18 protein-coding genes, 1 tRNA gene and 1 pseudogene are annotated in these 19,606 nt (G+C 70.3%); 11 read left to right on the top strand and 9 right to left on the bottom strand.

The annotated features are described in order from the left end of the window. Nucleotides 1–705: a succinate dehydrogenase cytochrome b subunit gene (locus BN10_RS06980; protein ID WP_010850509.1), complete on the bottom strand. Its 705-nt coding sequence runs from the start codon at nucleotides 703–705 to the stop codon at nucleotides 1–3. Between the two features lie 108 nt (nucleotides 706–813). Continuing rightward, on the bottom strand, nucleotides 814–1,653 hold the full coding sequence (gene rsmI, locus BN10_RS06975; RefSeq protein WP_010850508.1) for a 16S rRNA (cytidine(1402)-2'-O)-methyltransferase: 840 nt from the start codon (nucleotides 1,651–1,653) through the stop codon (nucleotides 814–816). On the opposite strand from rsmI, the gene BN10_RS06970 reads away from it, so the two are divergent. From BN10_RS06970 to BN10_RS06940, 7 genes are all read left to right on the top strand, one after another. Then, entirely contained in the window at nucleotides 1,652–3,277 is a 1,626-nt protein-coding gene (locus tag BN10_RS06970; protein ID WP_233354279.1) for a dolichyl-phosphate-mannose--protein mannosyltransferase, read from the top strand. The two genes, rsmI and BN10_RS06970, sit on opposite strands and share 2 nt — an antisense overlap. 45 nt (nucleotides 3,278–3,322) lie before the next feature. Then, on the top strand, nucleotides 3,323–6,838 hold the full coding sequence (locus tag BN10_RS06965) for a TM0106 family RecB-like putative nuclease (protein WP_010850506.1): 3,516 nt from the start codon (nucleotides 3,323–3,325) through the stop codon (nucleotides 6,836–6,838). Between the two features lie 94 nt (nucleotides 6,839–6,932). Continuing rightward, entirely contained in the window at nucleotides 6,933–7,154 is a 222-nt protein-coding gene (locus BN10_RS16285) for a (2Fe-2S)-binding protein (protein ID WP_084310962.1), read from the top strand. Beyond that, on the top strand, nucleotides 7,126–7,611 hold the full coding sequence (bfr, locus tag BN10_RS06955) for a bacterioferritin (protein WP_010850504.1): 486 nt from the start codon (nucleotides 7,126–7,128) through the stop codon (nucleotides 7,609–7,611). The genes BN10_RS16285 and bfr overlap by 29 nt, the downstream gene beginning before the upstream one ends. Nucleotides 7,612–7,625: 14 nt before the next feature. After that, nucleotides 7,626–7,976, top strand: a complete 351-nt coding sequence (locus BN10_RS06950; protein ID WP_010850503.1) for a UBP-type zinc finger domain-containing protein — start codon at nucleotides 7,626–7,628, stop codon at nucleotides 7,974–7,976. A 129-nt stretch (nucleotides 7,977–8,105) separates the two neighbouring features. Further along, nucleotides 8,106–8,181 (top strand) — tRNA-Ala (locus BN10_RS06945). Between the two features lie 203 nt (nucleotides 8,182–8,384). Then, on the top strand, nucleotides 8,385–9,614 hold the full coding sequence (locus BN10_RS06940; RefSeq protein WP_010850501.1) for an AI-2E family transporter: 1,230 nt from the start codon (nucleotides 8,385–8,387) through the stop codon (nucleotides 9,612–9,614). A gap of 118 nt (nucleotides 9,615–9,732) precedes the next feature. Here BN10_RS06940 and BN10_RS06935 read toward each other — a convergent pair whose 3' ends face one another. From BN10_RS06935 to BN10_RS06915, 5 genes are read right to left on the bottom strand one after another with little or no spacing between them, the layout of a single operon-like run. Beyond that, on the bottom strand, nucleotides 9,733–10,653 hold the full coding sequence (locus BN10_RS06935; protein ID WP_010850500.1) for a hypothetical protein: 921 nt from the start codon (nucleotides 10,651–10,653) through the stop codon (nucleotides 9,733–9,735). A gap of 25 nt (nucleotides 10,654–10,678) precedes the next feature. Beyond that, nucleotides 10,679–11,350: a GNAT family N-acetyltransferase gene (locus tag BN10_RS06930; RefSeq protein WP_010850499.1), complete on the bottom strand. Its 672-nt coding sequence runs from the start codon at nucleotides 11,348–11,350 to the stop codon at nucleotides 10,679–10,681. Continuing rightward, nucleotides 11,350–11,841 (bottom strand): MogA/MoaB family molybdenum cofactor biosynthesis protein, encoded by a 492-nt coding sequence (locus BN10_RS06925; RefSeq protein ID WP_010850498.1) that lies wholly within the window; start codon nucleotides 11,839–11,841, stop codon nucleotides 11,350–11,352. The genes BN10_RS06930 and BN10_RS06925 overlap by 1 nt, the downstream gene beginning before the upstream one ends. After that, nucleotides 11,838–12,317 carry a cyclic pyranopterin monophosphate synthase MoaC gene (gene moaC, locus BN10_RS06920; RefSeq protein WP_010850497.1) on the bottom strand — a complete coding sequence of 160 codons (480 nt, stop codon included), beginning with the start codon at nucleotides 12,315–12,317 and terminating at the stop codon, nucleotides 11,838–11,840. Before moaC ends, BN10_RS06925 begins: the two co-directional genes overlap by 4 nt. Then, entirely contained in the window at nucleotides 12,314–13,531 is a 1,218-nt protein-coding gene (locus BN10_RS06915; protein WP_010850496.1) for a molybdopterin molybdotransferase MoeA, read from the bottom strand. Before BN10_RS06915 ends, moaC begins: the two co-directional genes overlap by 4 nt. 24 nt (nucleotides 13,532–13,555) lie before the next feature. On the opposite strand from BN10_RS06915, the gene BN10_RS06910 reads away from it, so the two are divergent. Then, nucleotides 13,556–14,128, top strand: coding sequence for a 5-formyltetrahydrofolate cyclo-ligase (locus BN10_RS06910; RefSeq protein ID WP_010850495.1), 573 nt, complete (start codon nucleotides 13,556–13,558; stop codon nucleotides 14,126–14,128). A gap of 27 nt (nucleotides 14,129–14,155) precedes the next feature. Here the strand turns inward: BN10_RS06910 and BN10_RS06905 are convergent, their stop codons facing one another. After that, nucleotides 14,156–16,759: a penicillin acylase family protein gene (locus tag BN10_RS06905; RefSeq protein WP_010850494.1), complete on the bottom strand. Its 2,604-nt coding sequence runs from the start codon at nucleotides 16,757–16,759 to the stop codon at nucleotides 14,156–14,158. A 54-nt stretch (nucleotides 16,760–16,813) separates the two neighbouring features. Here BN10_RS06905 and BN10_RS06900 point away from each other — a divergent pair, with 54 nt between their 5' ends. Both BN10_RS06900 and BN10_RS18070 read left to right on the top strand, forming a co-directional pair. Then, nucleotides 16,814–18,391, top strand: coding sequence for a potassium/proton antiporter (locus tag BN10_RS06900; RefSeq protein WP_010850493.1), 1,578 nt, complete (start codon nucleotides 16,814–16,816; stop codon nucleotides 18,389–18,391). A 59-nt stretch (nucleotides 18,392–18,450) separates the two neighbouring features. Further along, nucleotides 18,451–18,591 (top strand): annotated as a pseudogene (locus BN10_RS18070) (FmdB family zinc ribbon protein); the annotation flags it as partial. Between the two features lie 14 nt (nucleotides 18,592–18,605). Here the strand turns inward: BN10_RS18070 and BN10_RS18065 are convergent. Next, nucleotides 18,606–18,800, bottom strand: coding sequence for a hypothetical protein (locus BN10_RS18065; RefSeq protein WP_324603542.1), 195 nt, complete (start codon nucleotides 18,798–18,800; stop codon nucleotides 18,606–18,608). Between the two features lie 71 nt (nucleotides 18,801–18,871). On the opposite strand from BN10_RS18065, the gene BN10_RS15670 reads away from it, so the two are divergent. Further along, nucleotides 18,872–19,525: an SAF domain-containing protein gene (locus BN10_RS15670; protein ID WP_010850490.1), complete on the top strand. Its 654-nt coding sequence runs from the start codon at nucleotides 18,872–18,874 to the stop codon at nucleotides 19,523–19,525. The last annotated feature ends 81 nt before the right edge of the window (nucleotides 19,526–19,606 follow it).

Genomic DNA, 19,606 nt, shown 5'->3' with positions numbered 1-19,606 from the left:
TCACTTCACCAGGCCGAAGAGGATGGACAGGGGCGGGATCGCGAAGCCGACGACGACCAGGGCAGCGGTGAGGTTCCCGATGCCCTTGGCCCGGGCGCGCGCCTTGGGGGTCTGGGTGAAGCCGAGCGTCTGCTGCGCGCTGAACACGCCGTGCGCGAGGTGCAGGCCGAGAGCGGCGAGCGCGAGCAGGTAGATGAGCACCATCCACCAGAGCTGGAAGGACGCGACGACCATCGTGTAAGGCGAGGCCTTGATCGCCGCGGCGTCAGGCCCGTCGACGTTAATGACCGGTTTGACGATCGTGAAGTGGATCAGGTGCCACACGACGAAGAGCAGGATTGCGACCCCGCCCCACCGCATCCACTGCGCGGACGCCGCCGTCTTGAGGACGGCGTACTTGGTCTTGCGCGCCGAGCCAGCGCGGCTCCAGAGCGTGAACGCGGCATACGCGTGCCCGATCAACGACCCGAGGAGCAGGATCCGGAAGATCCACAGCAGGCCGCCGTAGGGCAGCATCGGCTCGCCGAAGGTGCGCAGGTGGTGTGCGTAGGTGTCGAAGGCCTCCTGGCCCGCAAGGACCTTGAGGTTGCCGTACATGTGCAGGAGCACGTAGAGGACGAAGAAGGCACCCGTCACCGCCATGAGCAGTTTGAGGGCGATCGTCGTCTTCCGCGCTGTCGGTGCGGAAAGAGTCGTCGTGGCCACGAGTGCAAACTACCGCTCCCCGCGCGCGCTTTCACGGCAGGTGGGCCTTACCTCGTGTGAGATCCGCACGTTACCCGCCGGTACTCTCGCGCCCCCGGCGAGCAGGGGTCACCCGCGGGCGGCGAGCGCGGCGTCGTAGAGGGCCTTCTTCGACAGCCCGGTCTCGGCGGCCACCTCGCCGGCCGCGTCCTTGAGGCGTATGCCGCGGGCGACCCGCGCGAGCACCTCACCCACCGCGTGGGCCGGGTCCGCAGCCGCGGCCTCCGCACCTTGGACGACCACCGTGATCTCACCCTTGACCCCTTCGGCCGCCCAGACCGCGAGGTCGGTGACCGTGCCGCGCCGGACCTCTTCGTAGGTCTTGGTGAGCTCGCGGCACACGGCCGCCGGCCGATCGCTCCCAAAGGCCTCGGCCATCGCGGTGAGGGTGTCGGCGATCCGGTGCGGCGCCTCGAAGAAGACCATCGTGCGTCGCTCGCCGGCCAGTTCGCCCAGGACCCGGCGCCGCTCTCCCGGCTTGCGCGGCAGGAAGCCCTCGAAGCAGAAGCGGTCGACCGGCAGCCCGGAGACCGCCAGCGCCATGAGCACCGCCGACGGGCCGGGCACGCACGTGACGCGAACCTTCGCTGCGACGGCGGCCGCGACGAGGCGATACCCCGGGTCCGAGACCGACGGCATACCGGCATCGGTGACGACGAGGACGCGATCGCCGGCGAGCAGACGCTCGACCAGGTCGGCGGCGCGTGCGTGTTCGTTGTGCTCGTGGAAGCTCACGACTTGGCCGCTCGGCGCCACCCCGAGGTCCGCGCACAGCCGGCGTAGGCGGCGGGTGTCCTCGGCGGCGACGACCTCGGCGGTCGAGAGTTCGGCCGCCAGCCGTGGTGCGGCATCGCGCGGATCACCGATCGGCGTGGCCGCCAGCACCAGCACACCGGGGTCGCCGCTCATGGCCGCGATCCTCGCACGCGACCACACGGCATACCGACATAAAGTGGCCGCCGTGACCAGGGAGGAGGAGTTGCGCGAACTCCTGCTCGGCGACCGCCCGTCGCTCTCCCCCCGCGCTCGTCTGTGGGGCTGGCTCGGCCCGCTCACGCTCACGGTCCTCGGTGGCCTGCTGCGCTTCTGGCACCTCGACCGGCCCGCCAAGTTGGTCTTCGACGAGACCTACTACGTCAAGGAGGGCTGGTCGCTCATCCGGTTCGGCACCGAGATGCAACTCAAGCCCGGCGTCACCGACGCGATGTGGAACTCCGGCACCACCGACGTCCACAACCCCACCCTGGGCAACATCGTCGTCCACCCACCCGTCGGCAAATGGGTGATCGGTGCCGGAGAGTGGCTCTTCGGCGCCGACAGCCCTTTCGGCTGGCGCTTCTCGGTTGCCCTGCTCGGCACCCTGTCGATCCTCATGGTGGGGCGAATCGCGTTGCGGCTCTTCGGATCCGTGACCCTGGCGACGATCGCGAGCCTGCTCATCGCGTTCGAGGGCCTGCACTTCACGATGTCTCGCACCTCGCTGCTCGACATGCCGCTCATGTTCTTCGCGCTCGCCGGTTTCGGTGCGCTCCTCATCGATCGCGACCGCTCGCGGGCAGTCCTCGCGCGCAAGGTCGGCGCCCTCCCGCGCGGGGAGTGGCCGCGGTGGGGGCCCTGGCTGGGCGCCCGGCCCTGGCGGTGGGTCGCCGGCCTGATGCTCGCGCTCGCGACCTCGACGAAATGGTCCGGACTGCTCTTCGTCGCCTGTTTCGGGCTGATGACGGTGTGGTGGGACCTCGGAGCTCGCCGCACCGCGGGGGTGCGCCACTGGCTCGCCGCCGGGCTTCTCAAGGACGGTCCGTATGCCGCGGTGCAACTCGTCGTCGTCACCGCGGTCGTCTACCCCCTGACGTGGCTGGGCTGGTTCCTCAACCCGCATGCCTACCTGCGGGGCTGGGCCGCCGCCAATCCCGGGCAGGGCGTGCAGTGGCTGCCCGAGTGGGCCCGGTCCTTCGTGCACTACCACCACGACATGTGGGCCTTCAACACGACGCTGACCAAGCCGCACAGCTACCAGTCCAACCCGTGGGGCTGGCTGGTCCAGGCGCGCCCGACGTCCTTCTTCTACGAAGGGCCGAAGAAGGGCGAGCTGGGCTGCGCCGTCGACCAGTGCTCGCAGGCAGTGCACACGATCGGCACGATTTCGCTCTGGTGGGCAGGGCTGGTCGCGCTCTTCGTCGTGCTCCACCAGTGGCTGGCGCGGCGCGACTGGCGGGCGGGGGCGATCGCGGCGGGCGTGGTCGCGGGCTATGGCATCTGGTTCTACTGGCAGAAGCGCACGATCTTCGCGTTCTACGAGATCACCTTCGAGCCGTTCATCGTGCTCGCCGTCGTCCTGGTCATCGGACTCCTCCTGCGACCTGCCCTCTTGCCGGAGTGCCCGCCCAACGAGAGACAACTGCGGGTGGTGGGCATCGCGGCCTACCTCGTGGTGCACGTCGTGCTCTTCACCTACTTCTATCCGATCCACGCCGCCGAGGTCATCCCCTACAAGGAGTGGTACCTGCGGATGTGGTTCCCCAGTTGGATCTGAGGTCGGCCTCCACCCGGTGTCGGTGGTGACCCGTAGGTTGAGCCTGTGTTCCTCCTCGGTGACCGGCTCGTCACGAGCCCCAGCGACCTGCGCCTCGCCGCCACGTGCGAGTTCGCGCTGGTCCGCACGCTCGACGCAACGCTGGGCCGGATTGCGGGCTTGCCCGTCACCGACGACGCGATGCTCGCCCGGGTCGCCGAGCTCGGCACCCAACACGAGCAGCGGGAGTTGCTGCGCCTGTCGGCTCGCCACCCCGGCCGCGTGCTGCAGTTCCCCCGGCCCGCCTACACCCTCGAGGGGCTGACCACCGCCCACGAGACCACGTTGGCCACCCTGCGCGGCGATAGTGCCGATGTCGTCGTCCAGGCGACCTTCTTCGACGGCGGCTTCGTCGGGCACAGTGACTTCCTCGAGCGCACCGACGACGGCTGGTTGGTCATGGACGCCAAGCTCGCCCGCTCCGAGTCGGTCCCCGCGCTCCTCCAGATCGGTGCGTATGCCGCGTGCCTCACCGAGGCCGGCATCCCGACGGCACCGATCGCCCGGCTCGTCCTGGGCACCGGCGAGCCGAGTGACCACCCACTCAACGACCTGCTGCCGGTCCATCGCGCCCGGCGCGCGCGTTTGGCGGCCGTGATGGAGGCGCACGCGGCCGACGACGGGCCGGCGCTCTGGCGCGACGACCGGTGGCTGGCCTGTGGGAGGTGCGAGGTGTGCGTCGCGGCCGCCGAGGAAACGCGCGACGTGCTCCTCGTCGCCGGTGTGCGCATGCCGACGCGGCGCCGCCTGCTCGAGGCGGGGGTGCACACCGTCGAGGACCTGGCCGCCCGCACCGAGCCGGTGCCCGAGGTCCGCGCGGCCACCTTCGAGCGCCTCGTCGCGCAGGCCCGTCTGCAGGTCGAGCAGGACGGCGACCCGACCGGTCGCGTGCGCTCGGAGGTGGTGAGCACAGCGGCGCTGGCCACCATCCCCGAACCCTCGGCCGGTGACGTCTTCTTCGACTTCGAGGGTGATCCGCTCTGGGCCGAGCGTGGGTCCTCGGACTGGGGACTGGAGTACCTTTTCGGTCTCATCGAGATCGACACCGGCACACCGGAATTCCGCACCTTCTGGGCGCACGACCGCGAGGCCGAGAAGCAGGCGCTCATCGACTTCGTCACCTACGTCCAGCAGCGGCGGCGGCAGTGGCCGACGATGCATGTCCATCACTACGCCAACTACGAGGTCGTCGCCCTGCTCCGGCTCGCGGTTCGCCACGGTGTCTGTGAGGAGGAGATCGACCAGTTCCTGCGGGAGGGCGTCTTCGTGGATCTGTATGCCGTGGTTCGCGCCGGTGTGCGCGTCTCCCAGCGGTCCTACTCGATCAAGAAACTCGAGCCGCTCTACATGGACAAGCGCGCCATCGCCCTGCAGAGCGGCGGCGACTCGATCACCGTCTATCACGAGTTCTGCGCGGCGCGTGATCGTGGTGACGAGGCCGAGGCACATCGACTGCTGGAGTTGATCCACGACTACAACCGCGACGACTGCCTGTCCACGCTGGGCCTGCGGGACTGGCTCGTGCAGCAGCGTGAGGCCTCTCCGGTCGTCGAGCCGGCCTCGGACGACGTGGGTGAGGGTGCCCCCGCCGGACCGGTCAGCCTGTCCGCCGATCGTCAGGCCCGGATCGCGCTCGAGCAGGCGCTTCGGGAGTTGATCGCCGACACCAAGCCGCACGAGCGTACCGCCGAGCAGCAGGCGATCGCCCTGGCGGCGGCCGCGGTGCAGTTCCATGCGCGCGAGGACAAGCCCTTCTGGTGGCGACACTTCGGCCGGCTGCGCACCCCGGTCGCCGACTGGCCCGCCGACAGTGGAGTCTTCGTCGTCCAGGAGGCCACTGTGGTGACCGACTGGCACCGCCAGAGCAGCCGGCAGAAGCCGCGTCGCATCCTGCGCCTGGTCGGTGAACCACTCTCGGGCACTCTCCTCACGCCCCGAGACGAGGTCAACGCCGTCTACGCGGCGCCCGGGCCGGCCGGCATACCCATGGAACGGGGGTTCCACCACGGCAAGTCGCCGGCGGGGGTGCGGATCCTCGAGGCATCGCCGGCGCTCACGACCGGTGGGCACGTGCGCCAGGAGCTGGTCGTCGAGGAGTTGATGCCGACCGGTGGCGAGGAGCACGCACCGATCCCGGCGGGGCTGGTGCCCGGCGGGCTGGTGCGCGTCGACAACATCGACGCCGCGATCACGGACTTCGCGGCCGAGCTCCATGCGCAGTGGCCGGCAGTGCCGGCCCGAGCGGGCGCCGACCTGCTGCTGCGTCGCCCGCCTCGGTTCCGGCGGGGGACGGCTCTGCCCGCGGCAGCGGAGGGCGACCAGGTGGCCACGATCACCGCTGCCCTGCTCGACCTCGACAACTCCTATCTCGCGGTGCAGGGGCCACCTGGCACCGGCAAGACCCATGTGGCCTCCCACGTGATCGCCGCCCTGGTGCAGCACGGCTGGCGGATCGGGGTGTGCGCCCAGTCGCATGCCGCGATCGAGAACGTCCTGGCCGCCGTGATCCGCGCCGGCGTCCCGGCCGGGCAGGTCGCCAAGCGCACCGTCGAGGCCGAGCACCCGGCGTGGACGGACCTGGCTCAGGCCGATGACCTCGCGACCTTCGCCCGCGACCACGAAGGCGGCTATGTCATCGGCGGCACCGCCTGGGACCTCACCAATCCGAAGCGGGTCGAGCGTGACCAACTCGACCTCGTCGTCGTCGACGAGGCGGGGCAGTTCTCGCTGGCCAAGACAATGGCCGTGGCGATGGCGGGCGCGCGCCTGCTCCTACTCGGTGACCCGCAGCAGTTGCCGCAGGTGAGCCAGGGCAGCCATCCCGACCCGGTCGACCTGTCGGCCCTCGGCTGGCTGATCGGTGAGGAGCCAGTGCTCGACCCGGAGCACGGCTACTTCCTCGCGACCACCTGGCGCATGCACCCCGCCCTCACCGCCCCGGTCAGCCGGTTGTCGTATGCCGGTCAGCTCCACTCCCAGGTGTCCGTGACCCAGTCGCGGTCGCTGGATGGCGTCGAGCCGGGCCTGCACGTCCGGTCGGTCGACCACCACGACAACCGGTCGTCGTCGCCGGAGGAGGCTGCTGCCGTCGTCGACCTCGTGCGCGACATGATCGGACGGCGCTGGATTCCTGCGGTCGAGGACGGTGAGCCGGAGCGGGCCATCGGCCCGCAGGACGTCATCATCACCACTCCCTACAACGCCCAGGTCGCCACGATCCGGGCTGCCCTCGACGCCGCCGGTTTCGACGAGGTGCCGGTCGGGACGGTCGACAAGTTCCAAGGACGGGAGGCGCCGGTGGCCATCGTGTCGATGGCGGCCTCCTCCCCCAGCGACGTCAGCCGGGGCATCGACTTCCTGCTCGACCGCAACCGCCTCAACGTCGCGATCTCGCGAGCCAAGCACGCGGCATACCTCGTGCGCTCGCCGCTCCTGACCGACCTGGCCCCGAGGAGCCCGCGTGAGCTCGTCGCGCTCGGCGCGTTCATCGGTTTGTGCGAGCGGGCCGTCACGACGACGTGAGGTGTTCCGCATGGCGGAATCCGGGGGGGCGGATTAGGTGCACCTAAGTACCCTGTGATTAGGTAAACCTCACCTACTCCCGCCGGAGCGTGCCGTGATCATCTGCCACTGCAGGGTCGTCAACGACCAGGCGATCCGCGCTGCTGTCGATGCGGGAGCCACGACCTTGCCTGCGGTGAGCCGTGCGACCGGCGCCGGCACCGGCTGCGGAGGATGCGTGTGGTCGGTGAAGATGATCCTGTGCGAGAGTGACAGTGCCCGATCCGTCATGATCCCGGAGGTCCCCCGTGCAGCCCAAGAACTCGCGAGTCGTTGAGCTCTTCAACGAGGCCCTGACGCTCGAGTTGACGATCGTCAACTCCTACTTCCTCAACGCCAGGATGCTCGACAACTGGGGCTTCCCCAAGTTGGGCAAGGTCTTCTATGACCTCTCGATCGACGAGATGAAGGACGCCGATTCGATCATCCAGCGGATCCTGCTCTTCGACGGGCACCCAAATGTCCAGCGGCTCAACCCGATTCGCACGGGCGAGACCCCGGAGGAGATGCTCCGCATCGGGCTCGAGGGAGAGATCGGTGCCGTGGCCCAGTTCAACGCGGCCGCCAAGGAGTGTCACGACCTCGGTGACCACGGCAGCGCCTCGGTCTTCGAGGAGATGGTGCTCGACGAGGAACGGCACGTCGACTGGTTCGAGGCCCAGCTCGACGTGATCGAGCGGATCGGCGCGGCGCACTACTTGGCCCAGCACGTCGACCCCTCCGCCGCACCCTGAGGGTTGGGCCGAGGATGACGACGCGGGCGGGGATCGACGAGCAGAGCGTTCCCACCGGCACGGGCTGCGTCGAATGCCTGGCCAGCGGCGGCTGGTGGGTGCACCTGCGCCGGTGTGCCCAATGCGGTCACATCGGGTGCTGTGACACCAGCCCGTCGCAGCACGCGACCGCGCACTGGCATGAGACGGGCCACCAGGTGTTCACGAGCTTCGAGCCGCGCGAGGACTGGTTCTGGGACTTTGCCGACGGCAAGGGCTTCCTCGGGCCACGCCTGCCCGACCCGCAGTCCCATCCCGAGGACCAGCCCGCTCCGGGGCCGGCCGGTGCGGTCCCCGCCAACTGGCAGGACCTCATCCACCGCTGACCTTGCGTCCGGCACTGTGGTTGGTATGCCGTCCACTCGCCGGACGTTGGCGAGGGCCCGGCCGTTCGGCCCGCTCGGCCCCGATTTTCGGCCGTGGCAGGTGCCGATGTTATGGTTTCTCTCGCTTCTGGGGCTGTGGCGCAGTTGGTAGCGCGTCTCGTTCGCAATGAGAAGGCCAGGGGTTCGAATCCCCTCAGCTCCACCAACCGAAAGAGCCGACTACCGTCGGCTCTTTTCGTGTCAATGCTCCTGGGTGGCCTGACCCCGCCCAACGTCCGGCGAGTGGACGGCATACCAACCACCTTGACGGACGCAAGCAGGTCGGGCCCCGCCCAACGTCCGGCGAGTGGACGGCATACTAACCACGGTGCCGGACGCAAGGGGTGAGTCACCAATTAGGCTCGCGGCATGATGCCAGCCGAGGGCCATGGCCCGGCCGACCTGCCGCGCGAGGCGACGACCACGCCGGGGCAGGACGACGCGCTCACCCTGGTCGTCGCCGGCCACGACGATGCCGCCAAGTGGTCCGTGCCGATCGGCGTGCGCACCGCCAGTGAATGGGCCTGGCGCGCCATTGTCATCGCCGCCGCCCTGATCGGTGCCATCAAGCTCCTCACGATGCTCAGCGAGATCGTCATCCCGGTCATCGTCGCGCTCCTTCTCGCAGCCCTCCTCGCGCCCATCTTCAAGCGACTGCGCGCGTTCATGCCCAGCGGAGCGGCCGCGGGCCTGACCGTCCTGGGCACGCTGACGCTCCTCATCGGGCTGCTGACCTTCGTCGGCTCACAGTTCATCGACCAGTTCGACGACATCAAGACCCAGGTGGGCGAGGGCTACGACCAGATCCGCACCTGGATCATGGACACCTTCCGCGTCAACGCCACCGTGCTCGACGAGTGGATCGAGAAGGCCCGGCAGCAGGGCGCCTCGGCGCTCTCCGATGCCGGGCCCAAGGCGGCCGCGGCCGGGGTGACCGCCGGTCATGCGATCGCCGGCTTCTTCATCGCGATGTTCACGCTGTTCTTCTTCCTCCACGACGGGGCCCGCATCTGGGCCTGGGTCGTGCGCCTCTTCCCGGGCGCGGCCCGCGGGAAGGTGCACTCCTCGGGCATCGTCGCGTGGGGTCAGCTCAGCGCCTTCACGCGGGCGACCGTGCTCGTCGCCGCGGCCGACGCGATCGGGATCGGCCTGGTCGCTGCCGTGCTGGGGGTGCCTTTCGCGAGCGGGGTCGCGATCCTCGTCTTCTTCGGCGCCTTCATTCCGGTCATCGGCGCGGCCATCTCGGGGGCGGTGCCCGTCCTGCTCGCCCTCGTGGCGCTCGGCCCGGTCAAGGCGCTGATCATGCTGGCCGGTGTCATCGCCGTCCAGCAGATCGAGTCCCACCTGCTGCAGCCGCTCCTCCTCGGCCGCGCCGTCAAGGTCCACCCGCTGTCGGTCATCCTCGCCATCGCGGCAGGTGTCGTGCTCGCCGGCATCGTCGGTGCCCTGATCGCCGTGCCCACGGTGGCGGTGCTCAACGCGGTCGGCCATCACCTGCTCGACCCACCCACCCCACCCACGGCCGATTCGCTGCTCGATGCCGAGGGCCGCCACGAAGCGGCCGAGGCGCGCGAGGAAGTGCAGCAGCAGAAACCCTGAGTCGCGCCTCACCGTGCATTGCACCGGTCGGCTGGGCACACGCCTGCGTTGGCCTGGGCCAACGCAGGCTGGCCACACGATCCCGGCCTAGGGATCCGGGCAAGAGGGTCCCGACTGCTCAGCCGACCGCGGACCGGCGCGCCACCGGGAAGGACTCGGGGATGTCGTCGTCCAGGTCCGCGATGACCGGCGTCAAGCGGGAACGCGTGGGACGCACCGGCTCCTGCGCGCGCTCCTCGACCGGCACCCAGGTGGCGGTCGCCTTCATCGCGTAGGTCGGGCGCGGCACCGGGCGCGGGTCCCAGGTCAGTGGCATGTCGTCCTCGTCGAGCAGCGGCGCGGCCATCGGCGTAACCGTGTCGGGCAACGACGCAGCGCCATCCCCGGCGCTCCCCGCGTTGACATCGAAGACGCCACCACGAGCCGTCCCCGGGACAGGCGCCGGTTCCCCGACCGCCTCCACCGCGGGGGCCCCAACCGAGGTCGGTCGAGCCGACTCCCGCGCGCGCACACCCACCGGCACTCGGGCCGCGCGCGCCGACAGTGCCGCCTGGCGCACCCACAGGAACCCGCCCAGGGCAAGGGCCAGGGGCACGAGGGGGGCCCAGGCGACGAGCACGCCCGTCAACGACAAGACGGCGAAGACCACGGTGCCGAGCAGTCCGGTCAGGAAGGTGAGGCCCCGCGTGGCGCGATCCGGGATCAGCAGGTATGCCGCGGGGCCGGCAGACTCCCCCGGCTCCCACTCGTGGGCGGGGTCGGTCTCCGGCAGTGGGCGTGAGAGCAGGGTCTCGGCACGCTTCACCGTGACCTGGGGGCGGACGGCCTTGGTGGGGCTCACGGCATACGACTTGCGCGGCGGCCCATCGAGGTCGACCTCGGGGCCGTGGTCACGCACCTTGAGGACGCGCAGGGTCTCGGAGAAGGCGTCCACGGAGCGCGCGGTCGCGATGTGCTCGCGGCGACGGATCCAGTGCTGGACGAGGAAGGCAGCCCAGACGCCCGCGATCACCACGAAGATGAGGGACGAGGGTTGCATGCCAGCACGTTAGGACGTGCGCAAGTCAGCCCGACGGAGATGGGTCGGTGTGTCGCCAAAGTGACTCTTGTGACGACAGTGCACAGCGTTCCATGAGGGACTGCCCGGCCAGGTCCTCCGTCGTCACCGCGAACGACCGGTGGTCGCGCCACTCCCCGTCGATGTGCAGGTAGCGCTCCCGCATCCCCTCGTCCCGCAGCCCCAGTTTGCGGACGACGGCCAACGAGGCGAGGTTCTCGGGGCGGATGTTGATCTCCATCCGGTGCAGGCCGAGTGCGCCAAGGCAGTGATCGCCGAGCATGGCCACCGCGGTCGGCGTGATCCAGCGCCCGGCAGCCTCGTGCGCGATCCAGTAGCCGACATTGAAGGACCGGAACGACCCCTCCACGATGTTGCTCACATTGACCTGCCCGATCAGCCTCCCACCGACCTCGACCGCCATCGGGAGCGCGCGACCTGCCCGCGCCTCGGCCTCCTGGCTGTCGAGCACGTCCGAGAAGGTCCTGGGGGCTCGCGGGACCGGTGAGGTCGCATCCCAGGGAGCCAGCCATTCGGCGTTGGCCCGCCGGAGCGCGAAGTAGTCCGACTCGTCGGCCAGACCCAGCGGCCGCAGCAACACCGGCTCACCCTGCGGCGTGTGGCCACCCAAGCGAAGTGGCCACTCGGAAAGGGCCGTTGACGGCCGACGTCGCCACATCAGTGGTCCCCTCCGCGCACCTGGTCGAGGGCGTGCGCCAGGAGGGGGCCAAGGACGTCGAGCGCGTCGCGCACCCCACCACTGGACCCCGGCAGATTGACCACGAGAGTCCGGCCGGCGAGCCCGGCCACCCCCCGGGACAGGATCGCGGTCGGCACCCCTTTGACGACCCCCGCCGCCCGCAGAGCTTCCGGTATGCCGGGCACCTCCTTGTCGAGCACCCGCCGAGTCGCGTCGGGGGTGCCGTCGGTGGGGGTCAGACCGGTGCCGCCGGTCGTGAGAAGAAGGTCGGGGCCATCGGCGAGAGCGCGGACCAGGGCCTCGCCGACCTCCGGGCCATCAGGGACGACGTCGGAGTCCGGCACGTCCATCCCCCAGTCCCGCAGGGTCGCGACGAGCAGCGCGCCGCCGCGGTCGGGATAGACACCGGCAGCAGCCCGGGACGATGCGGTGATCACCCGGGCCGTGCGCCCGGCCAAGTCGACCGTCACGACTCGGTCCAGTCACCCGAGCGGCCACCTGATTTGGCGGTCACCCGCACGTCGGTGATCCGTGCGTGCTTGTCGACGGCCTTGATCATGTCGATGAGGGCGAGCGCGGCCACCGCCACCGCGGTGAGCGCTTCCATCTCGATCCCGGTGCGGTCCGCGGTGCGCACCGTGGCCACGATGTCGACACCGTCGTCGCGCACGTCGAGGTCGAGCTCGACGCCGTGCACGGCAATCGGGTGGGCGAGCGGGATGAGGTCCGGGGTGCGTTTCACGGCCTGGATCCCGGCGATGCGCGCCACGGCGAGCGCGTCACCCTTGGGCACATCGCCCTCACGCAAGGCACGAATTGCCCTGTCGGACAGCACAACTCGACCTGCCGCACTCGCCTGTCGGGCGGTCACTGCTTTGGCCGAGACGTCGACCATGTGGGCGGACCCATCGGCCCGCACATGGGTGAGTCGTCCGTCGCCGCTCATGAGCCGACCTCCGATCCGAGCAGGCGGATCACGGACAGTCGCTGGCCGACCTCGACCGCCGCGCAGGCCGGTGGGACCACGGCCAGGGCGTTGGCGGCGCCCAGGGCACCGAGCATGTGCGATCCCTGGCCGGTCATCGGTGTCGCGGCCCCCCCGGCCACGCGCACCCGCGTGAACTCGACCTTGCCCTGGACAGACCGCCAGGCCACTGCGGCCTCCACGACCCCAGCGCCGACCTCCTCACCGAGCGACGCAGCCGCGGGCTGACCGGCCAGGCGCCGCAGCAGCGGGAGGACGAACACGTGGAAGGACACGAAGGAACTCACCGGATTGCCCGGCAACGTCACGATCGGGCGACCACCGATGTGGCCGGCACCCTGCGGCATACCCGGCCGCATGGCCACCTTGACGAAGTCGACGGTGCCCGCGGCGAGCAGGACCTCCTTGACGACGTCGTGGGCTCCCATCGACACCCCACCGCTGGTGAGCACCAGGTCGGCGTCCCCCGGCGGATCCGCGAAGGCGGCCCGCACGAGGTCGGGATCGTCCGGCAGGTGCCCGCTGTGCACGAGCTCGGCACCGGCGGCCCGCACCAACTCGCCGAGCATCACCTGGTTGGAGTCCACGATCTGGCCGAAGCCGGGCGTCGTGCCCAGCGGCACGAGTTCGTCGCCCGTGGAGAAGACCGCCACCCGTGGCCGACGATGGACTGCCACCTCGGCGATCCCTGCCGCCGCCAACAAGGCGACGACGCCGGGCGTCACGCTCACGCCCGCCGACACGACCTCGTCACCGGCACGCACGTCCTCGCCGACCCACCGCACGTGCTGCCCCACCCCGGGCACCTCGGTGAACGCCACCGTCGTGGTGCCTCCGTCACTGGCCTCGACCGGCACGATCGCGTCCGCACCCTCGGGCAGCGGCGCTCCGGTCATGATCCGCATCGCGCCGCCGGGCGGCAGGCTGAGCCGGCGGGTGTCGCCGGCCGCGATGTCGTCCACCACCGCGACCCGGACACCGGCGGCCGGGACGTCGGCGGCGCGCACGGCATACCCATCCATGGCGGAGTTGTCGAAGGACGGCAGGTCCAGGACCGCGACCGCCGAGGCGGCGACGACCCGACCTCGCGCCTCGGAGACCGGCACGGTCTCGACGGGCAGCGGCGTCGCCAAGGACAGGACGGCCGCCAGGTGCTCCTCCACCGACCGCATCATGCGGCAACCATACGATGGGCCTTCATGGAGAGCGTGACCCCGGCGAGGGCCAAGAAGATGCAGCGTGCCGACCGGCGCGAGCGTCGGCGCCAGATCGCCGCGTCGCGCGATCGGGACGCAGACGACACCGCGCTCGCTGCAGCGATCACCGACCTGCTCGACGCCGAGGGCGTGGGACCCGGCGACACCGTCACCCTCTATGAGGCGCTGCCCGTCGAGCCACCGACCGCGGCCACGACAGCGGCGCTCACCGCGCGCGGACTGCGCGTCATCGTGCCGATCACCCTGCCGGATCTCGACCTCGACTGGGCGTATGTCGCCGATCCAGCACGAACTCCCTTGGGACACAACGCCATCGGCGATGCAGCACTCGTGCTGACCCCCGGCTTGTCCGTCGATCGCGAGGGAACGCGACTCGGCCAAGGAGGTGGCTGTTACGACCGCGCACTGCCCCGGCGCGCGCCCGGCGTCAAGGTCGTCGTCATGCTTCACCCGGGCGAGTTCGCCGCCGATCTGCTCCCCCGCGCCGCCCACGACGAGGTCGTCGACGGCGTGGTCACGGCCGATGGCCTCACGTGGTGCCGCAGGGGCGACTGAGCGCGCCGCCGACGCCGTCCGACAACGTCAACTGCGAGGGGCCAGGACCAAGGTGTCCTCGGTCGCCGCGGCGACAGCCCGGGCGGTGAACGGCCAGGGCCGGTTGCGACCGGCCGCCCAGTCCGCCACCTGGTCGGTGTAATGGTCCGACAGCGGGTGCCCGCTCGCACCGGTCTGGTTGATCCACACCGACGCGTCGAGGTCCGCGAGGTCGACGACCATTCGCATCGAGGGCGCCCAGGTGACGGCATACCCCTTGCTCGCGTCCCACCCGTTCGCATTGACGATCGCGCTGCCGCCGCCGAGCCGCACGGGGTCGTCGTTGAAGGCCCACCGCACGATGCCGGGCACGTTGTCGCCGCCGAGCACGGGGTGCGTCGGCGTCCACGTGTGCAGCTCTCCCCACTGCCAGCCCTTCGGGTCCTTGCCCAGTCGTCGCGTGAGGTCCTCGCGGGCGTCGACCATTGCCTGCGACAGGATCGCGCCACGTCCCTCGACGACACCCGGGGTCTTGGCGTCGTCCCACCACACGTGGTTGGGCTCGGTCAACAGGTGGGACATGACGAACCGGAAACGCGCCCCACCGTTGGCGGCCATGTCTTCGGGCAACTCGTCATCGAAGGTGAGGAGCATCAGATGGCTCCACACCGCGTTGAGGTATGCCGCGGCAGCGCTCCCCTTCCCGCGCGCCGGGCTGCTGCCGTCCCAGGAGTTCAGCAGCTCACGTGCGGACGCAGTGAACGGATCGCTGCGCAGATCGACGTCGTTCAAGGCGGCGATCAGGGCTTGGGCGGTCGGATCGCGGTCGTCGCGCTGGATGGCCTCCATGTCGGCGACGGTCGAGCCACCGGTCGCGGTCCGGGAGAGCAGGTCGTGAATGCGTTGGCTGCGATACCCCGGGTCCCAGTCAGTGGTGAGGAAGGGGGTCGGGGAGGCGCTGACCTGCTGATTGGCGGCGACGATCACCCCGCCGGCCGGGTCGAGCGCCCACGGCAGGTCGTCGAAGGGCACTTCGGCGCTCCAGTCGTGGTGGGAGTCCCACCCAGGGCTCGGCCAGTAGCCCGGGACTCCGGTGTCCCCCGACGGTGCCCGCACCGGGATCACGCCGGGCGCCTGATAGCCGATGTGGCCATCGACATCGGCGTAGATGACGTTCTGCGAGGGTGCAGCCAGGTCACGCAGTGCAGTGCGAAATTGCGTGAAGTCCCGTGCCTTGTTGAGGCCCAGCAGGGCGTCGGCCGTCTTCGACGGGCGCAGGCCGGTCCACGCCAGCGACAACGCGTAGACGTCCCCGGACGCGCCGGCACCGAAGGTCGGGGCGTGGACGCCGCCGTCCTTGGCCGAAGGCAGGACGTCCGAGACGATCGGCCCGTGACTCGTCGTGCGGACGGTGATCGTCTCGGTGGGACCTCCCGCCACCTGGATCCGCTCCACCCTCGTCTCGGGCTGGGTCCACACCCCGTCCTTGAGCACTCGGCCCTCGACATCCGTGCGCTCGAGGTAGAAGTCGGACACATCGGGACCCAGGTTGGTGAATCCCCAGGCGATCCGGTCGTTGTGGCCGATCATGATCCCCGGCAGCCCCGGGAACGAGAAGCCCGAGACCCGCAGCGGGCAGGCCTCGGTGAGGGTCTGGCAGGTGAGTGAGTTCTGATACCAGATGCCGGGGAGCCGAGTGCCCAGGTGCGGGTCGTTGGCGAGCAACGGTTTGCCACTCTTGGTCAGATCTCCGGACACGACCCATGAGTTGGAGCCGACACCTTCGCCCCGCCCGTAGAGCGCGGGGACGGCCGCGAGCGCGTCCTGCACCGCGGCATACCAATCGGGAGCGGTGGGCACCGACGAGGTCTCCCCCACGCTGGGGGCGGGGACGTCGGCCAACGCGTTGGGGACCGACGACGCCGGCGGCCTCGCCCCGGGCGCCCAGTCGCCGGTCCCGAGGATCGGGTCGTGGCCGGTGCGCTCGAAGGGCGGGTAGAGGTCGATGATCTGCTCGCGTGTGACCCGGCCGGTCAGGCGCGCGCGCGACAACTCGTCGGTGTAGTTGCCCTTGAGGTCCCAGGCCATGGCCGTCAGCCACGCCACCGAGTCCACTGGTGTCCAGTCCTCGATCGGGCGGTCCGGCAGCGAGATACCGAGCACGGCGTACTCGAGACTCAACCGGTTGCGAGAGCGGGACTCGAGGTAGGCGTTGACTCCCTCGCTGTAGGCCTGGAGCACGCGCCGGGTCTCGGGCGCCAGCAGGGGCACCGACTGCTCCGCCACTTGGTGCCACCCCAATGTGCGTACGACGCGATCGGCCGGCAGGCCCGACTTCCCGACCAACTCCGACAGACGTCCGCTGGCGATGTGGCGGCGCAGGTCCATGTCGAAGAAGCGGTCCTGGGCGTGGACGAATCCTTGGGCACGGGCCAGATCCTCCAGGGTCGATCCGGTGAGGTGCGGCACGCCCGAGGCATCGCGCGCGACGGTGACCTCGGCGGACATCCCGTCGACCGTGATCCGCCCCGTCGTCTGCGGTGTCGCCGCCTGCGCGAAGGACAGCACCACGACCGCCAGGCCGACGACGAGCACGAGCAGGGCCGCCACGACACCGATTGCGACTCGGCGAAGGGTGCGCGCGCGACTCACCCTGCGAGACTACGGGGTGACCACCGGGGTGACCACGCGAAGGGAGGCTGGGGCTTGTCGCTCGATTCCTTGGCGTCGTGGCTGCTCGTCGGGTCGCTGGTCGTGCTGTTCGGGGTCCTCGCCGTGCGTTTCTCGGTGCGCTCCGGGCTGCCTTCCCTGCTCATCTACCTGGCCATCGGCCTGCTCCTCGGCGAGCGCTTCCTCGGGGTCAGGTATGACAACGCACTGCTCACCGAGATCCTCGGGTATGCCGCGTTGACCGTCATCCTCATCGAGGGAGGCATCACGACCCAGTGGCGTGGGGTGAAACGGTCGATCGGCCCGGCCGTGAGCCTGGCCACCGTCGGCGTGCTCGTCTCGGTCGGGGTCGTCGCCTTCGCGGCCCACGCCGTGCTCGGTCTGCCCTGGCAGACGGCCCTGATCGTCGGGGCCGTCCTGTCGTCGACCGATGCCGCCGCCGTCTTCTCGGTGCTGCGGCGCGTGCCGCTGCCGCGCAGAGTGAGCGGCATCCTCGAAGTGGAATCTGGCCTCAACGACCCCCCGGTCGTCATCCTCGTGACCCTCTTCAGCCTTCGGGCTGCTGGCCAGGGCGGCGACGGGACGTGGCTGCATGTCGCCGCCATCGCCCTGATGGAACTGGCCGGTGGCCTCACGATGGGACTGGTCATCGGCTGGCTGGGGGGTCGCCTGCTCAAGGCGATCTCCGGCAGCGCCGCGACCGTCTTCGCCATCGGCGTCATCGCGGTCGCGATCATGGCCTACGGCTTGGCCGATCGGCTCCACCTCAGTGGCTTCGCGGCCTGTTATGTGGCAGCGCTCGTGCTGGGCAATCTCGACCTGCCGCACCGGGCCTCCTTCATCGGCTTGAGCACCGCACTCGGCTGGCTGGCCCAGATCGGGCTCTTCGTGCTGCTCGGCCTGCTCGCGGACCCGAAGGAGTTCGTGGCGCAATTGTGGCCTGCGGTGGCGCTCGGCACGATCCTGCTCCTCGTCGCACGGCCCCTGTCGGTGCTGCTCTCGTGTGGCCCCTTCCGGCTGTCGTGGCGCGAGCACGCCTTCTTGTCGTGGGCGGGCCTGCGCGGTGCCGTGCCCGTCGTGCTGGCCACCGTGCCGACTCTGGTCGGCGCACCCGGGATGATGTGGCTCTTCGACCTCGTCTTCGTCCTCGTCGTGATCTTCACGCTCGTGCAGGCTCCGACGCTGCCCTGGGTGGCTCGTCGGCTCGGGGTGATCGCCGCCCACCACGAGGTGGACCTGGCCGTGGAATCGACCTCGCTCGACGAGGTTGGGGCCGATCTGCTCGAGGTGAGCGTCGGCCCCGGCTCGCACCTGGCCGGCATCGAGATCTCCGAGCTGCGGCTCCCTCCCAAGGCCAACGTCTCGCTCATCGTGCGCGCAGACACCACGATCGTGCCGGGTTCGTCGACGCTCATCCGACGGGGCGACCGGTTGCTCGTGGTCGTCCCGTCCGCGCATCGGGTCGCGACCCAGGCTCGTCTGGAGGCGGTCAGCACCAGCGGCCGCCTCGCCGGGTGGACCCGAGGTGCCCCGGCCTCGGACGAGGTCGACCACTCCTTGCCGCCGAGCCTGCCGCGGCGGCTGTGGGGACGAGTCACGCGGCCCGACGCGTAAACTTGTGCACGATCGTGCGGCCGCGTTCCTGAGTCGGCTGCCCCCCAGGAGAAGCCACCATGCCCACCTATGTCTACGCCTGCACCGAGTGCGGTCACCGCTTCGAAGCCGTGCAGTCCTTCGCCGACGACTCGCTCACCGAGTGCCCCGAGTGTGAGGGGCGCCTCCGCAAGGTGTTCAACTCGGTCGGCGTGGTCTTCAAGGGCAGCGGCTTCTACAAGACCGACAGTCGGTCCTCCGGGTCGGCCACGTCGCCAGCGGGCGGTGAGTCGACCACCGCGGCCTCGGGCGAGTCGTCCGGATCGGGGGCCTCGACGAGCGGCACGTCGACGCCCGCCGCCAACGGCTCGTCGGGTTCGTCGGGTTCGTCGGGCTCGTCGGCGACTTCGTCGTCCACAGGCACGGCCACGAAGACCTCGTCATCCACAGGGTCCAACTGACCCATCGGCACGGCCGGGACCGCGCGTCTACCGTCCCGGCATGGACAAGAGCGCATCGCCCCTGCGACGTCTCCGGCTCAGCCCCGGTCGTCGCGCCCGTTGGCGCCGCCGGGTGGCCCGCCGGGTGCTCAGCTTCGCGCTTCTCACCTCGGCCCTGCTCACCGTGTTCTTCTCGACCCGGGCCCCGGCTGCCGATGGCCACCTCGTCATCGTCGCGGCGGACGACCTGACCGCCGGGGCGATCCTGACCGGCGAGGACCTGCGCGAGGTCGCGGTGCCCAGTCAGATCGCCGGAGTGCTGCTCGAATCACGCGATGGCCTGGTCGGCCGTCGGTTGGCGGTCCCCGTGGCGCGCGGCACGCCGCTGTCCGGCGCCGTGCTGGTGCCTCGCACCGCCCTCGAGGGTCTGCCCAGCGGCACCGTCGCCGTCCACGTCGGCGCCAGCGATCCACGCATGCTCGACCTGCTCTCGCCGGGTCAGACGGTGCGCCTACATCGCGTCGACTCGGGACTGCTCGCCGCCTCAGGGGTCCGCGTGCTCGCTGTCGACCCCGCCGGTGAGGCCATGGCCGATCGTGGAGCGGCCCGCGGCCTGGTCGTGGCGCTGACACCCCAGGCCGCTGACGAGGCCCTGGCCGGGGACGGCACCTTCGACACCGCCCTTCGATTCCACGTGCTGCCGGAAGCCAGCTGAACGATGGCTACTAGGCCGGGCGCCCGGTCGGTGCGGAGGTCGACGAACTGGGTTGAGAAATGGGGAACGCGCACGCCGGTC

This window comes from Phycicoccus elongatus Lp2, assembly GCF_000367525.1.
In the GTDB taxonomy this organism is placed as follows: Bacteria; Actinomycetota; Actinomycetes; order Actinomycetales; family Dermatophilaceae; genus Phycicoccus_A; species Phycicoccus_A elongatus.
Note: the sequence above shows the minus strand (reverse complement) of the source record. Positions and strands in the feature narration are given on the sequence as shown.

Excerpts from the sequence above, each read along its gene's own strand:
- BN10_RS06970 (WP_233354279.1), top strand. The coding sequence starts at position 1,652 with ATGGCCGCGATCCTCGCACGCGACCACACGGCATACCGACATAAAGTG.
- rsmI (WP_010850508.1), bottom strand. The coding sequence starts at position 1,653 with ATGAGCGGCGACCCCGGTGTGCTGGTGCTGGCGGCCACGCCGATCGGT.
- BN10_RS06950 (WP_010850503.1), top strand. The coding sequence starts at position 7,626 with ATGACGACGCGGGCGGGGATCGACGAGCAGAGCGTTCCCACCGGCACG.
- BN10_RS06940 (WP_010850501.1), top strand. The coding sequence starts at position 8,385 with ATGATGCCAGCCGAGGGCCATGGCCCGGCCGACCTGCCGCGCGAGGCG.
- BN10_RS06935 (WP_010850500.1), bottom strand. The coding sequence starts at position 10,653 with ATGCAACCCTCGTCCCTCATCTTCGTGGTGATCGCGGGCGTCTGGGCT.
- BN10_RS06930 (WP_010850499.1), bottom strand. The coding sequence starts at position 11,350 with ATGTGGCGACGTCGGCCGTCAACGGCCCTTTCCGAGTGGCCACTTCGC.
- moaC (WP_010850497.1), bottom strand. The coding sequence starts at position 12,317 with ATGAGCGGCGACGGACGACTCACCCATGTGCGGGCCGATGGGTCCGCC.
- BN10_RS06915 (WP_010850496.1), bottom strand. The coding sequence starts at position 13,531 with ATGATGCGGTCGGTGGAGGAGCACCTGGCGGCCGTCCTGTCCTTGGCG.
- BN10_RS06910 (WP_010850495.1), top strand. The coding sequence starts at position 13,556 with ATGGAGAGCGTGACCCCGGCGAGGGCCAAGAAGATGCAGCGTGCCGAC.
- BN10_RS15670 (WP_010850490.1), top strand. The coding sequence starts at position 18,872 with ATGGACAAGAGCGCATCGCCCCTGCGACGTCTCCGGCTCAGCCCCGGT.